This window comes from Rickettsiella endosymbiont of Miltochrista miniata, assembly GCF_964031245.1.
GTDB lineage: Bacteria > Pseudomonadota > Gammaproteobacteria > Diplorickettsiales > Diplorickettsiaceae > Aquirickettsiella.
In genome coordinates, this window is the sequence record NZ_OZ035017.1 from 121,755 (window position 1) to 135,588 (window position 13,834).

The window sequence follows — 13,834 nt, forward strand, 5'->3', positions numbered from 1 at the left end:
CCTGTTTCCTATTTTGTAATACCATGAGTATGGTAACAATTCTTGTCATTATTTGACATCACTTTATGAGGCTTTCATAATCATTAAAATTATTTTGCGGTTTAACAAGTCTGTAGCTTAATTTCAGCTATCCAAGCATAGGTAAAAATGGGGTCATTTCATGCCAAAGACAAAAAAAAATACGGTTTTTCAATTCGAAAAAGGTTTGCAAGAACTCGAAAAAATTGTTGAACAAATGGAACGAGGTAATTCAACATTAGAAGATTCTCTCGAGCAATTTAGTCGAGCCGTGAGTTTATTGAAGGATTGTCAATTGACTTTAAAAAACGCTGAACAAAAGGTGCAAATTTTAATGAACACTGGTACCAACCAGAAAAATGAACTGCTACCTTTTGAAGTCAATGAAGAATTAGTCTAGTGAATATTGAAACTGATTTTGTAAGCTATCAAGAACGCGTTAATCAGTTATTAACGGGTTGTTTGTCAAATCCTTCTCCGCTATCAAAACCACTCTATGATGCAATGTGTTATGCGGTTTTAAATGGCGGGAAACGTTTAAGACCTTTATTTATTTATGCTTTAGGAATAGCTTTGGGACTACCTTCGCATGATTTAGATCATGCAGCTTGTGCGATTGAATTAATTCACGCTTATTCATTGATACATGATGATCTGCCTAGTATGGACAATGATGATTGGCGACGCGGGAAGCCTAGTTGTCATAAACAGTTTGGCGAGGCTATGGCTTTATTGGCAGGTGATGCTTTACAAGCCTTGGCTTTTGATGTTCTTCTTAAAACGCCCTTACCGCCTATTAAAATCGTAAAAATGCTCAGCGTATTGGCAAAAGCAGCAGGGCCATGGGGTATGGTGGCAGGGCAAGCTATGGACTTTTTTGGTTCAGATTGTTCAGATAAATCGAGTGCTGAAAACATCCATTCTTTAAAAACAGGAGCGTTATTTGTAGCAGCTTTTCAGTTACCCGCCATAGTTGCTGATTTGTCTGCCGATAAGCTTTTCACCCTAAAGAATGTGGGGAATAACCTAGGCCTGGCTTACCAAATTCAAGATGACGCCTGCGATAATGAAAATATCAATTTTTGGCAGGATTCTATCGAGAGAGAAAACCATCTAAAAGGCCTTAAAGATCAAATTTTAACTGATTTGGCCTCTGTTTTGATGCTTTCCCCAGCAAAAAATCAGCCTCTTCTTCAATTAATAACGGATCTGTTTACAAATGAACCCATTGAAAAAAACTATCAATTAGATAGAGAAAAATCATTTCTTTAATAGAGATGGGGCTGTTATAATCGACCCTGTAGTTTCAATAGCCAGATGTATGCAGTAAATATGGATTTATTGCTTGCCTGGCCTAATCCTAGAAGCTATCAAACTAATGCCTGCGAAAACCAATTGCCGGCGTTCTTATTAAAAATGAGAGGAAAATAACGATATGTCAATGCTAAAAGTAGGGGATAAATTACCTGAATTTAAGCTCACAGCCACCGTTGATATTGATATCAGCAAGGCTTTTACTGAGATTACACACGCTTCTTATCCCGGCAAGTGGTTAGTACTGTTTTTTTGGCCTAAAGATTTTACATTTGTATGTCCTACTGAAATTGTGGCATTTAATGATCTCAATGCTAAATTTAAAGAAAGTAACGCTGTATTATTAGGCGGCAGTACAGATAGTGAATTTGTGCATCGTGCTTGGCGACAATATAACGATGATTTACGCGATCTTTCATTCCCTATGTTGAGTGATATTAAACATGAATTATGTAATAATTTAGGGATATTAGATAAAGATGCCGGTGTTGCACAACGAGCAACATTTATTATCGATCCAGAAGGCGTTATTCGCTTTATTATGGTGACAGATTTGAGTGTCGGTCGTAATCCTGAAGAAGTATTACGTATATTGGATGCTTTACAAGACGGAGGACTCTGTCCGTGTAATTGGCAAAAAGGTCAACAAACTATTAACCTTGAAGAAGTTGCTTAAATTGCAGTAAAATTAGTTCAATATAAAACCCGCTCCGTTAGCGGGTTTTTTTATGCTTGTTTAAAAATTAGAGATTGAATAAGCATAGTGAAATCATCGGGATTGGCCTATAATTTACAAATGTTTTATTTGGATTTCTTTAACCATTATGAAAAAACTGACGCCTGAGGAAGAGAAAATTATTTTATTAAAAGGTACTGAGCCTGCCTGCTCTGGAAAATATTACCGATATAATGAAAAAGGCGATTACACTTGTAAACAATGCGGGGCACTGTTATATCATTCTTCGGCTAAATTTGATTCTGGAAGTGGCTGGCCCAGTTTTGACGATGAAATATCAGGTGCAATTAAACGAGTACCTGATCCAGATGGCCATCGTACCGAAATTACCTGCGCGAAATGTGGAGCGCATCTGGGCCATATATTTCTAGGCGATGGTTTGACGCCTAAGAATATTCGTCATTGTGTTAATTCAATATCTCTAGAATTTACCCCTAAAAATGAAGCTGCAAAAGATTTGCAAAAAACTTCAAGCAAAACTAATCTTCAGACTGAAACTGCTATTTTTGCGGGAGGGTGTTTTTGGGGTGTAGAATATTTAATGAAACAATTACCCGGGGTTATTTCAGTAATTTCTGGATACATTGGTGGTAATACATCTAATCCCACCTATGAAGAAGTCTGTACCCAGCCTACCGGTCATGCCGAAGCAGTTGAAATTATTTTTGATCCTAGCAAAGTAAGCTATGAAACTTTAGCTAAACAGTTTTTCGAAATCCATGATCCAGAGCAGTTAAACCGACAAGGGCCCGATAAAGGCGAGCAATATCGGTCTGAGATTTTTTATACCACTCCAGAACAAAAAGAAATCACCTTAAAACTGATTAGTATTTTAAAAAATAAAGGTTTTCAAGTGGTTACCAAAGTTACACCGGCTACAACATTCTGGAAGGCAGAAGATTATCATCAAAATTATTATGAAAAAAACCGGAAACAACCTTACTGCCATTTTTATGTTAAAAGATTTTAAATGCTACCCGACTTAATTTAAATCTTGCCGTTTTTTTAATTTAGTTTCTAACCCAATCTAAATCAACATCGCCTTTAATACCGTTTACTTTTCCCTTTGAACTATATTGCCAGCAAGACCAGTTCTTTCCTGATTGTTCCCAGCTTTTGGGGAGGTGTGGTTCATCTACATTCCACTGGGCAATCCAAAGTGGATAGACACTAAAATCATATTTTTCCCAGTTTACGCCACTATTCCAATAGGCAGGTGAACAATAAATCATTGGCTTAACATCTAAAAGATCGCAGTTGAGTAGGCCTAAAAGCATGTGTAAATGATCGGCCATTATATCCCTACTAGCGGATTCGTTGCCCCCTGCCTCCACATCAATAGCTAGACCATTCATTGCCGGATCAAATCCAACTGATAGTAGATTCCTTTTAATATTTGCAACTTGCTCTTCTGGAATGCTATTTAAAACTCTAAAATAATGGTAGGCATTGACTTTAAGCCCTGGATTTTTTGCAGCATTCCAATTAGTAACGAAGTTTGGATCGGTGTAAGTTCCGCCTTCTGACATTTTGATAAACACATGTTTAATTTCTTCTGTCGCAACTTTTTCCCAGTCAATTTCCCCTTGCCAGTGTGAGATGTCAATTCCTTTTTCGCACAAAATATTTTGTTGTTGATTTTTCATATAGTCTCTTTTTATTGTTTGAAGTTTCGATAAAAATTTTTTAAATAGAATTTGATTAGCTAATATCCAAAAAGAAAATAATTTTAATGTTTAATTATTTGTATCAAGAAGGTAAGAAATAGACAATGACCATTTAGCATATATCTGTTGCTGTGATTTTGTTTTATCTTAAAGAGAAGATTAATTTTTGCATTAACAGGAAGCAATTTTTAATATATATTAGAATTAAATTCTTAATACTAATAATAAAAAAATGCCATTAAAAAATAAAGATAATTTTAGTTTCGTAGGCTATTGCCCTCCTGGAGAAACTACTGTTTCACATCCGGTAAACTTCTACATAAAAGACAAAAATGAAAGTTCTTGGGCTGTTAAATCTCTAGCGACTCGATTGCAACGATCGATTCCAAAGGAAGAGCAAATCAAAACAGGGTTTATCGAAACCATAGCGGGGGAAATTGCTCGTTTAGTACTAGGCAGCTCGCAGCCAAAAACTCGATTAATGGAAAAAAATGTAGAGAATAACACTGCTTATTTTGTCCTTTCTAAGGAAATACCTGAGTTTAACGAATTATATTTCTGTGAAAATAAGAATTATTATAAGGCCATTCAGAGTAAGGAAATTACCGGACTCGGTGGCGTTTTGGTGCTTGCTTTATGGCTAGACGATATCGATGTAAAACAGCGCGGTAATATTGGTGTCAATGATTCTGGACAGGTAGTAAAAATTGATTGGGACTGTTCTCTTAACGATATGCATAAAATAGAACCTGACCCACAGGGAATGATTACCGCAGAAGATATCAAATTGTTACCCAATATCGCTAATTTTCATGCTTACCAATGGCTGAGCTTTGTGACCGAGGGATGTAATGAAGCGATCTTGAAAATAATCATTGATTCTGCCCCTATGTTAGATGATCAATATCCGCAAGTTTCTCAACAGCAGTTTGATCAATCGATTAAAACTAATCCTCGCAATACGAAAGTATTCGATGAAGAAGTAAGGGATAAAATAAATTTAATTGCCGATTGTATCGGTAAAGTTAAAGTTGGGTTTCCTGTATATAATTTATTAAGATTCTTCCTGGTCAAACGAACTCCCGAAAATTTGCAGCAAAAATTAGATCTCATGCAAAAGAATGCATCTGAAATCACAGAATTAGATAGTTTTAGGTTGGAAGTTAATCAAACGATTCTGCGTATCATATTGCTACCTGAGAGTTTGATAGAGAAATTTTCACAATGTTATGTTCCGGATGATTCTGAAGAATCCAGCCAATTAGCCAGTAAAATAATCAAAATTCTTATTGAAAGGCAGCAACAACTCATACAGGCTGTGCAAGAAGTTGAAAGTTTCCATCTGTATATGGGGAGCAAACAAGCTGAAGACGATATACGCTCTTGTTATATATCTTCTATAAACTCATTTAAAACCATGGGCAAATCTTTTTTGGTAGAAGAAACTGAATCGGATGTTCTAAAAGATAAAATTCGCATCAAATTTAAAAAATTTAAAAACGATTTCGCTGCAACAACAAATAAAATGGACAATCCAAGTGGTAGTCATCAAACTTTCTTTTCATCAGCTAGCTCCAGCCAACAACCTAATTATCCCTCTTCGTCTCACACTAGGCGCTTCGGCTCATAATGTTTCTCTTATCTAAATAAATTCATATTTATAGCGCTTTAAGCTATATTGAAACTTCAGCGGTAGACTGCCAGGGAGGCTGAATGAATTTTTCTAAGATAATTAGAATGGGGTTGAGCGTAGTACTTTGTTTAGTCGCGAGTGCACTTTACGCAGCACCCAATGCATATTCTAAATCTCATTGTTATCATCCTCACCGATTATATTTTGATTTAGGTGTCGGTAAGGCCTACGATTATGCAAGTAGCAATAGCTTTTTGCTTGCTCCGAATGGGAGTGTGTTAGGGAGCTTAAAAACAGGCAATTCTTACAGCACACCCTTTTTCTTTGTTGGGATAGGGTATCGATGGGCGCGCGACAATCCATGGTTTCCTAGTATTAATATGGGCTTGCAGCATCGCTATACTTCGCCAATAAATGTTTTCGGAGTTTCGCAGACGCCTAGTGTAGACCCAGCTCCAACCAGTTATAATTATCGATTGCAACAGGAAAGCTGGCTGCTTATGACCAAAGCAGATATCTATAAATGGCAAAGATTTATGCCCTATGTTGCGTTAGGTTTGGGCGCTTCGTTTAATAGGATCACTCAGCTGTTTGTAAACTCTTCAACTTTTACTAACCAGCTGGGAGGCTCGACCAATCTAACGGGTGATTTTAGTTACAATGTGGGTGCGGGTATAGATTATCAGGTCAAAGATGATTTTTGGTTATCGTTAGGTTATTTCTATGATAATCTTGGAAAGAATAAAGTAGATAATGTATTTACAAATAGTACCTTCACACCTATTGGCACATTAAAAAACGCTAATCTGCATGCGAGCAGTGTTTTTCTTAGTGCACGCTATTTATTTTGGTAATTTTGATATGCTGCAAACGAGTTGTCTCGTTAGAGCGAAGACTGGAGGGAAAAAGCATCATGCCGTAAAATTGTGGTGGAAGTGACTGCGTGCAATCACGAAAGAGACCAGTGGCCGGATATGAGATCTAAGGGTTATTTATGAAAAAAATAAAAAAAAATTGTTTGTATATATTATTAATGTGCTTTATTTCGCCTATTATTTTAGCACATAAGTTGGATCACTATTCCACTTATTTTTTCCCCAATAAATTTGATCAAGGTAATAATGACGCGTCACCGTTATTGCCAAAAAATCATGCACATATTTTCTCACTACCTTTTCTGAATGCAAAAAAGGTACTACGTGTTTATTTCGGTCCATTTGTTCCAATAAAAGATTATCTTCCATCCTATAACAACAAATCTATTGTTGAGTTGATCAAAAACGGAATATGGGGGGATCAATTCGATGCGGGTGGGTATAAAGCTTACCTTTTTGTCTATGATCCGCAACGAAACTCATCAGTTTATCTTGGTGTAATTCAACCAGAATCGCAAGATGGAAACTCGGGCGCACTCTATGTTCCTTATGCGATTAGAGGGGATAATAAAGCAATTATACTTGATGCTTGGATGGGTAGCCCGGGTGCTGGGGGTGGCTCCACTGATTATGGTTATGCGTTGATGCCAATTAGAATATCTAGTAAGAATACGGCGATTAACAGTTATATCTTGAGAGCCATTGCTACACGAAAAGCAGTATTTTATGATCATTTTAGTAAGGTAATCTATATTGATGAGGGTGGAAAAACCGCAGTGTGTGGTAAACCTGGGCCTACTAATGATGCGATCATTTATTATCGTAATCTTTTATATCCCACCAAAAAGAGAATTCTTGCAGAAGAACCGAACACTGTCTACAGCAATATAAATGTCGATGAAGTAAACAAAAAAATTTCATTTGTCGCGACAAGTTATTTAAATTTACCCTATGCTACCTGTCCACAAGATGTATATCCTCAAACCTTACTGAAGCGTAAGTCAATAAGACAAGTAATGAGCTTACCTTCTAATTAACTGAAATTTAAGATGCTTTCAATTATTAAATTTTTTCATATCATTAGTGGCGTATCGTTTTTTGGGATAACAACGGCTGGCTTTTTTTATATTACTCGAAGCATTAATAGGAAGGATCGATCCCTAATCGATTATTCCATAAGAGCAAGCTATTTTGGGGATGCCATAATCTTACTGTGCATTTTTATTCTAATGGCAAGCTCGATACCACTCATTTTTGCGGGAAATTTTACTTTAGAAGTACCGTGGATCTTCGTTGCTTATCATGCTTTTGATTTAATTATAATATTTTGGATATTCAATATATTTATTAAAAAAGTTTACTTATCTAGAATAGTTATAGCCTCTTATTCTTTAAAAGCTTTTTATTATTTGAATATTGCTATGATATTAATTTTTATTAATTTAATCCATGATGCGGTAATGAAAAGCACCTGGATAGAATTTCTATTTAGGAAATAAAACATGCGTATTTTAATAACAGGCGCTAATGGTTTTATAGCGCGGGAAATCATTGCTCGGCTGGCCGCAGGTGGTCACGATATTATTGCTTGCGTACACAATAGACTTTTAGAAAATATTCCTCATGTCCATGCATTCAAAGCTGATTTTACTACCGCAATTACTCCTGAATATTGGTTACCACACTTAAAGGGTATTGATATAGTCATTAATTGTGTCGGCGTATTCCAAACAGCTAAAGAAAAGACCATATGGAATATCCATTATGAAGCACCCAAAGCGTTATTTGAAGCCTGTGCTAAGCAAGGAGTAAAGAAAATTATTCAAATTTCGGCGTTAGGGATTGATAAAGTGGATGTACCCTATGCAACAAGTAAATTAGCTATCGATAAATATTTGCAAACCTTAGACATTGACTCAACCATTATTCGGCCAGGTTTTGTGTATGGTAAAGGTTCTTATGGTGGTTCTTCATTATTTCGTGGACTTGCCGGTCTACCCTTTATTCTTCCGATGCCAGGCGGTGCAGAACAACTGCAACAACCTATCCATATAGATGATTTGACGCTTATAGTTGAGAAAGTATTAGATCTTCCTGGTACGCAAATACTTTATGCGGTAGGAAGTGAAAAACTTTCTGTAAAAAACATACTCATTAAATTGCGTGCATGGTTGGGTTTTAGAAAAGCGTGGCCAATCGCTATACCGGATAGGCTTACACAGTTAGGAGCTAAAATTGGAAATTGGATACCTAACTCTCCCATCAGTGAAACGGGTATTAAAATGATGGCTGTTGATAATATAGCGGATGACATGGAGATAAAAAATTTAGAAAATAGTATAGGCTTCAAGCCACGAAGTTTTAGTCGTGGTCTCAATGGCATGGTAAGCAGCGTACAGGATCGTTGGCATGCCAGATTATATTTTCTAAGACCTTTGTTACGTATTAGTATTGCGTTTATTTGGATATTTTCAGGGGTTATAAGTGCGTTGCCTGTTTCAGCGTCACTATCGTTTGGAATATTGACACAAGCAAAAATTCCACTTTCATTCCAGCCTTTTGCTTTATATGGGTTAAGTACAATAGATCTCTTACTAGGTTTAGCTACGCTATTTAATTACCGCTTAATAGTCATGGGGTTTCTCCAATGTGTTCTAATTTTATTTTATACCACGATAATTTCTTTTTCTCTCCCGAGCTATTGGTTACATCCTTTTGCGCCGATCGCAAAAAACATTCCTTTGTTGGTAGCCATACTGATTATGATGGCTTTAAATAGTGAACGATAATGTTATACGCATGGATTAAAATATTACATATCATCAGCGCATCGGTGCTATTCGGTACCGGTTTAGGAACAGCTTTTTATATGTTTTATGTTAACCAACAGAAAAATATAACACTTATTGCCAAGGCAACCTCAGCAGTAGTGGTTGCAGATTGGCTTTTTACTGCAACATCAGGTGTAATGCAAGCGTCTACTGGATATATTTTGATTTATTTAAAAGGATATTCGTTAACCAGTTTCTGGATACTAGGATCTATATTAGGTTACATTATTGCGGTTGTTTGCTGGGCTCCTGTAGTTTGGCTGCAAATGCGTTGTCGTGATTTAGCCTTAGCCGCATCAATAAATCAAACCCCTCTACCCAAAGAATATCAACATTATTTTAGGATATGGTGGATATTAGGTATTCCCGCTTTTATCGCTTTAATAGGTGTTTTTTATTTAATGGCCAACAAACCAGAGCATTGGTTTTTATAAGCTTAAATGGCCAGTTGATACAGACTTCTGTGAACTTTCTTTTTTAAATTTTTCTTATTTAATACGAATAAAAAGTTAATTTATAAATTATGTTATTTCTGTATAAAAAAATAACACTATACAAAATTAAAAATTATATATACATTACGCTTTAATTTTTTAATTAATTATTGCATATTCTAAAATCTGTCTTAAGGAAAATAATAATGCCTATCGCTAAGTCTTAAACTAATATGAGCTATTTATGAAGGAACCATTAAATTGCTGACGCTTAATAGCGGCGGACAATTCTCTTGAGTTTTTTAATCTCTTCTCTTTTATCCTAAGCTCATGTAAATTATTTAATAAGTTTTTGGCTTTAAAAATGTCAAGGATTACCTGAAAAACAACTTTAAAAAAATTGCTCGTCTAAGGAAAATAAAAAATGCCTAATGCAACAAAAAATTATCAATCTGTAACTACTCAACCCAATCTTCAAAAAGATCATCGCTTATTTGCAAAATGCCTAGTTGAGGTGGAACTTAGGTCGTTTATCAAGAAAACAATCAATGAAAGCGTAGAACGCGATGAATTGCCTGAAGGCCACCAATTTCTGTGCCCCATTTCACACGGAGTGATGGAAGATCCAGTCATCACCAAAGATGGCTTCACGTTTGATTTTAAAAATATTACGCAGTGGTTACAAATAAGCAAGACCAACCCTTTAACTCGGAAACCGCTTACGCAAGAACAGTTAACACGTAACACTGTTCTTAAAAAGGAAATAGATCATTGGGAGAAAGGTGATATTGATCAAAACATCTTTGTAATAATGGGAGGCACTGAAGAAACTTGGCGTCAATACGAAACTATCAGCACTAAATTATTAAAGGGAGACCCTACCATACCTTTTAAGCGAACAACTCAAGGTATTGCTACGGATCTACTGGTTAAGTACCACAGAGAGGTATTCGCTCAGCCAGAACAAGACAGAAATGAGATATTAGCTTGGTACGAAGAACTGGACATGATTGAACAAGATTCTAAATGGTGCTTTGATGGAACTTTTTGTAAAAGTAAAATTGAAGTCTTTGAAAAAAAAATCTTATTTAACACGGATTTAGACGTAGAAACCCAACTCAAGATTTTAGAAGTAAAGAATCTGCTTATTTATAAGCATGAAAGCTATGATCATGAGTTAATTCAAGAACTTGAAAACAACCTTAAGGATGCAGACGAAGTTAAAATTAAAAAATTAATATCCTATTACCTATCAGAAAGTGCTGGAAATATCTGGTGGGCTCAAACAGACAATCGACGTCAAGCATTGCTCGATAAATATGCAACTGTGTTTACTGGAAGTTATCTAAAAACAGTTTCTTTAAACGCAACGCGTTGGACTTGCTATGCCATGTCTGACGCATTAAAACTGGCTATTTTTTGTCCTGAAAGAATCGGGGCTTATGTTAATTTTGTAGACAACCCTTCGCTTGAAAATACTAAACAAATTGTAGAATCTGGATTAGTTTTCGCCATGATTGCTATTTTATTAGAACATAGTATTTCAATAGCAGTAATCAATCATCGTGCTTATCCGGAATATAAAACATTTTTTAAACGTCCATCAGCTAACACCTGGCTTGATTTAATCAAAACAAATCCCGGTGTCGTTGGTGCTTTATCAGTTTCTTTGGGTTATAGCGTAGGTTATAGCGCAAAAAAAATATTGAAAGCGACGGCTAACTGGGAATGTAGCTACGGAAAAATAATGTCAGGAAATCTTCAAGAAGCAGGCCTAGCCTTCGCCGAACACCCTTCATTGTTAGGATTGCTGACATTTGCATTGAAAGAACTCGGATATAATGGCCATGTTTATCCAGAATATGCAGCCTTTCTTAAAAACCCAAGTGCTGGAACTTGGTGTTTTTTAGTCACAGCCAATCCTGGCATCATTGCAGCTTTATCAGTTTCGCTAGGTTATCCCGCAACGCGACTGTTGAAAGCGACGGTTAACTGGGAATGTAGCTACGATAAAATAATGTCTGGAAATATTGTAGAAGCAGGAAAAACATTTGCTGAACACCCGTCATTGTTAGGAGTGCTAACACTTGCATTGAAAGAACTCGGATATAATAACCATGCTTATCCAGAATATGCAGCCTTTCTTAAAAACCCATGTGCTGGAACTTGGTGTGATTTAATCACGGCTAATCCTGGTGTCATTAGCGCTTTATCAGTTTCATTAGGTTGTTCTGCAACTCGATTGTTGAAAACGACGGTTAATTGGGAATGTAGCTACGGCAGCATAATGTCTGGAAATCTTCAAGAAACAGGAAAAGCTTTTGCCGAACATCCCTCAGTTTTAGGATTGCTGACGCTTGCATTGAAAGAACTCGGATATAACCAACACGCAGGTCCAAAATATGCTGCATTCTTTGAAAAACCTAGTGCTGGAACTTGGTGTGGTTTAATCACAGCCAATCCAGGTATCATTGGCGCTTTATTAGTTTCCTTAGGTTATTCTGCGACACGAATATTGAAGTTGGCTGTTAATTGGGAATGTAGCTACGGCAGCATAATGTCTGGAAATCTTCAAGAAACAGGAAAAGCTTTTGCCGAACACCCCTCAGCTTTAGGTTTGCTGACGCTCGTATTAAAAGAACTCGGATATAATCACCACGCGGGCCCAAAATATGCCGCATTCCTTAAAAAACCAAGTGCTGAAACTTGGTGTAATTTAATCAAAGATAATCCTGGTCTCATTGCTGCCCTTTCGATAGTGTTGGGTTGTGGCGCAGCTTATGCCTTAAAGCTAGTGTTGAAAACGACGGCTAACTGGGAGTGCAACTACAGCAAAATAATGTCAGGAGATCTTCAAGAAGCAGGCCTAGCCTTTGCCGAGCATCCTTCAGCTTTAGGGTTGCTAACACTTACATTGAAAGAACTCGGATATAATGACCATGCTTATCCAGAATATGCAGGCTTTCTTAAAAATCCAAGCGCTGGTACTTGGTGTAGTTTAATCACATCCAATCCCGGTGTCATTGCTGCTGTATCGCTTTCATTGGGTTATCCCGCAACACGCGTGTTAAAAGCAACGGCTAACTGGGAATGTAGCTACAGCAAAATAATGTCAGGAAATCTTCAAGAAGCAGGCCTAGCCTTCGCCGAGCATCCTTCAGCCTTAGGATTACTGGCGTTTGCATTAAAAGAGCTAGGATATAATCACCACGCAGGTCCAGAGTATGCTGCATTCTTTAAAAAGCCTGGTGTTGAAACCTGGTATTGTTTAGTCAAGGCTAATCCTGGCCTCATGGCTGTTTCTTTCGTTTCGCTATTTCGTTTTACCAGTAAGGTATTGCAAAAGACATTTATTGACTCGGAAGATATGAAAATACCTTTTTTTGAATTTTTAAAGGTGGGTGAAAAAGATAAGAACTATTTTAAAATCTTACAAGATTGTGATATTCCAACCAATGAACTATTGACATCAGATAGTCTGCCGTTAACCAATTTAAACCAAATTAACGAAAGCAATTATTTAGATATTGCGTTTAAAGAAAGACAGCCTAGCAGGGAACTTATTGAAAACTTACGCAAAATTGGCATAAAAATACCCACCCATTACTCAAATATTTTTAGTCGATATTGGGAAAATCCGATTCCTAGACATAGGAATGGCCTTTTCAAAGGTGGCTTGCTAGCTACGGGTCTTACAGTCTCTGCTAAAAATACATCTTTATTGATGGGAAATCTGATAGGAATTTTTCGTTTTGACACGCCTATTGAGCGTAAAGTAAATACTATAGATACCGCGGGCATGCCGCTTGGTGAAAGTCATGCCATGCAGCCCTGATAGGAATGCTTTTTAGATGAGGATAAGGTGGCTCGGCGACTTCACCTGCAGCCACCAACCCAGCCAAAGGTCAGACTTAGTCGAGTATTGATGAAGAAAACCATGACAGCTAAACGCTGCCAACGAATTATCCCCTTATTTTTAAAAATGATAAAGGAACTTAAACAAAGTCCTTTTCATTCTTTAATGACGCTAGGAAAAACACTGTACCACTGGCGTGATGAAGTCGTGCGAATGTGGCGATTTAGTAAAAGTAATGGAATAACAGAAGGGTTTCATCGTAAAATGAAATTGATTCAACGTCGCGCTTATGGATTTAAAAATTTTGAAAACTACCGCTTAAGAGTTAAAGTTCTATGTGTTTAATTTGCCCCCTTAAATGGGAAAGACCCAAAGACCCCAAACTTCGACACATATTCGACACATAAAAATTTTATTTGAGAGAGTTAGGAGATAACTCCTTGATTTAATTGGTGCCAACGAGACGAATC

Annotated in this window: 11 protein-coding genes and 1 pseudogene; 11 read left to right on the forward strand and 1 reads right to left on the reverse strand. The window is 36.8% G+C overall.

Annotated features, from left to right (window positions below; translation table 11 throughout):
• Positions 1–160 precede the first annotated feature (160 nt).
• The 4 genes from AAHH40_RS00560 (at position 161) to AAHH40_RS00575 (ending at position 3,038) form a co-directional block, all read left to right on the forward strand.
• Positions 161–418 carry an exodeoxyribonuclease VII small subunit gene (locus AAHH40_RS00560; RefSeq protein ID WP_342220184.1) on the forward strand — a complete coding sequence of 86 codons (258 nt, stop codon included), beginning with the start codon at positions 161–163 and terminating at the stop codon, positions 416–418.
• A complete protein-coding gene (locus AAHH40_RS00565) occupies positions 418–1,290 on the forward strand; it encodes a polyprenyl synthetase family protein (protein ID WP_342220185.1) in 873 nt (290 codons plus the stop codon). Before AAHH40_RS00560 ends, AAHH40_RS00565 begins: the two co-directional genes overlap by 1 nt.
• A gap of 169 nt (positions 1,291–1,459) precedes the next feature.
• Positions 1,460–2,008 carry a peroxiredoxin gene (locus AAHH40_RS00570; protein WP_342220826.1) on the forward strand — a complete coding sequence of 183 codons (549 nt, stop codon included), beginning with the start codon at positions 1,460–1,462 and terminating at the stop codon, positions 2,006–2,008.
• Positions 2,009–2,156: 148 nt separating this feature from the next.
• Positions 2,157–3,038 carry a bifunctional methionine sulfoxide reductase B/A protein gene (locus AAHH40_RS00575; RefSeq protein WP_342220186.1) on the forward strand — a complete coding sequence of 294 codons (882 nt, stop codon included), beginning with the start codon at positions 2,157–2,159 and terminating at the stop codon, positions 3,036–3,038.
• 40 nt (positions 3,039–3,078) lie between these two features.
• On the opposite strand, the gene AAHH40_RS00580 is transcribed toward AAHH40_RS00575, so the two are convergent.
• Complete coding sequence (locus AAHH40_RS00580) at positions 3,079–3,714, reverse strand: glycoside hydrolase family 25 protein (RefSeq protein WP_342220187.1); 636 nt, start codon at positions 3,712–3,714, stop codon at positions 3,079–3,081.
• Positions 3,715–3,967: 253 nt separating this feature from the next.
• On the opposite strand from AAHH40_RS00580, the gene AAHH40_RS00585 reads away from it, so the two are divergent.
• The 7 genes and pseudogenes from AAHH40_RS00585 to AAHH40_RS00615 form a co-directional block, all read left to right on the forward strand.
• Positions 3,968–5,365 carry a hypothetical protein gene (locus AAHH40_RS00585; protein ID WP_342220188.1) on the forward strand — a complete coding sequence of 466 codons (1,398 nt, stop codon included), beginning with the start codon at positions 3,968–3,970 and terminating at the stop codon, positions 5,363–5,365.
• An 83-nt stretch (positions 5,366–5,448) separates the two neighbouring features.
• Entirely contained in the window at positions 5,449–6,222 is a 774-nt protein-coding gene (locus AAHH40_RS00590) for an outer membrane protein (RefSeq protein ID WP_342220189.1), read from the forward strand.
• Between the two features lie 140 nt (positions 6,223–6,362).
• A complete protein-coding gene (locus tag AAHH40_RS00595) occupies positions 6,363–7,280 on the forward strand; it encodes a hypothetical protein (RefSeq protein WP_342220190.1) in 918 nt (305 codons plus the stop codon).
• Positions 7,281–7,745: 465 nt separating this feature from the next.
• Complete coding sequence (locus AAHH40_RS00600; RefSeq protein ID WP_342220191.1) at positions 7,746–9,032, forward strand: NAD(P)H-binding protein; 1,287 nt, start codon at positions 7,746–7,748, stop codon at positions 9,030–9,032.
• Complete coding sequence (locus tag AAHH40_RS00605) at positions 9,032–9,508, forward strand: DUF2269 domain-containing protein (protein WP_342220192.1); 477 nt, start codon at positions 9,032–9,034, stop codon at positions 9,506–9,508. The genes AAHH40_RS00600 and AAHH40_RS00605 overlap by 1 nt, the downstream gene beginning before the upstream one ends.
• Positions 9,509–9,932: 424 nt before the next feature.
• Complete coding sequence (locus tag AAHH40_RS00610) at positions 9,933–13,343, forward strand: U-box domain-containing protein (RefSeq protein WP_342220193.1); 3,411 nt, start codon at positions 9,933–9,935, stop codon at positions 13,341–13,343.
• A gap of 66 nt (positions 13,344–13,409) precedes the next feature.
• A pseudogene (locus AAHH40_RS00615) lies at positions 13,410–13,709 on the forward strand (transposase); the annotation flags it as partial.
• Positions 13,710–13,834 lie beyond the last annotated feature (125 nt).

Coding starts and splice junctions, on each gene's coding strand:
- AAHH40_RS00595 (WP_342220190.1), top strand. CDS start 6,363: ATGAAAAAAATAAAAAAAAATTGTTTGTATATATTATTAATGTGCTTT.
- AAHH40_RS00560 (WP_342220184.1), top strand. CDS start 161: ATGCCAAAGACAAAAAAAAATACGGTTTTTCAATTCGAAAAAGGTTTG.
- AAHH40_RS00575 (WP_342220186.1), top strand. CDS start 2,157: ATGAAAAAACTGACGCCTGAGGAAGAGAAAATTATTTTATTAAAAGGT.
- AAHH40_RS00605 (WP_342220192.1), top strand. CDS start 9,032: ATGTTATACGCATGGATTAAAATATTACATATCATCAGCGCATCGGTG.
- AAHH40_RS00590 (WP_342220189.1), top strand. CDS start 5,449: ATGAATTTTTCTAAGATAATTAGAATGGGGTTGAGCGTAGTACTTTGT.
- AAHH40_RS00610 (WP_342220193.1), top strand. CDS start 9,933: ATGCCTAATGCAACAAAAAATTATCAATCTGTAACTACTCAACCCAAT.
- AAHH40_RS00570 (WP_342220826.1), top strand. CDS start 1,460: ATGCTAAAAGTAGGGGATAAATTACCTGAATTTAAGCTCACAGCCACC.
- AAHH40_RS00600 (WP_342220191.1), top strand. CDS start 7,746: ATGCGTATTTTAATAACAGGCGCTAATGGTTTTATAGCGCGGGAAATC.
- AAHH40_RS00585 (WP_342220188.1), top strand. CDS start 3,968: ATGCCATTAAAAAATAAAGATAATTTTAGTTTCGTAGGCTATTGCCCT.
- AAHH40_RS00580 (WP_342220187.1), bottom strand. CDS start 3,714: ATGAAAAATCAACAACAAAATATTTTGTGCGAAAAAGGAATTGACATC.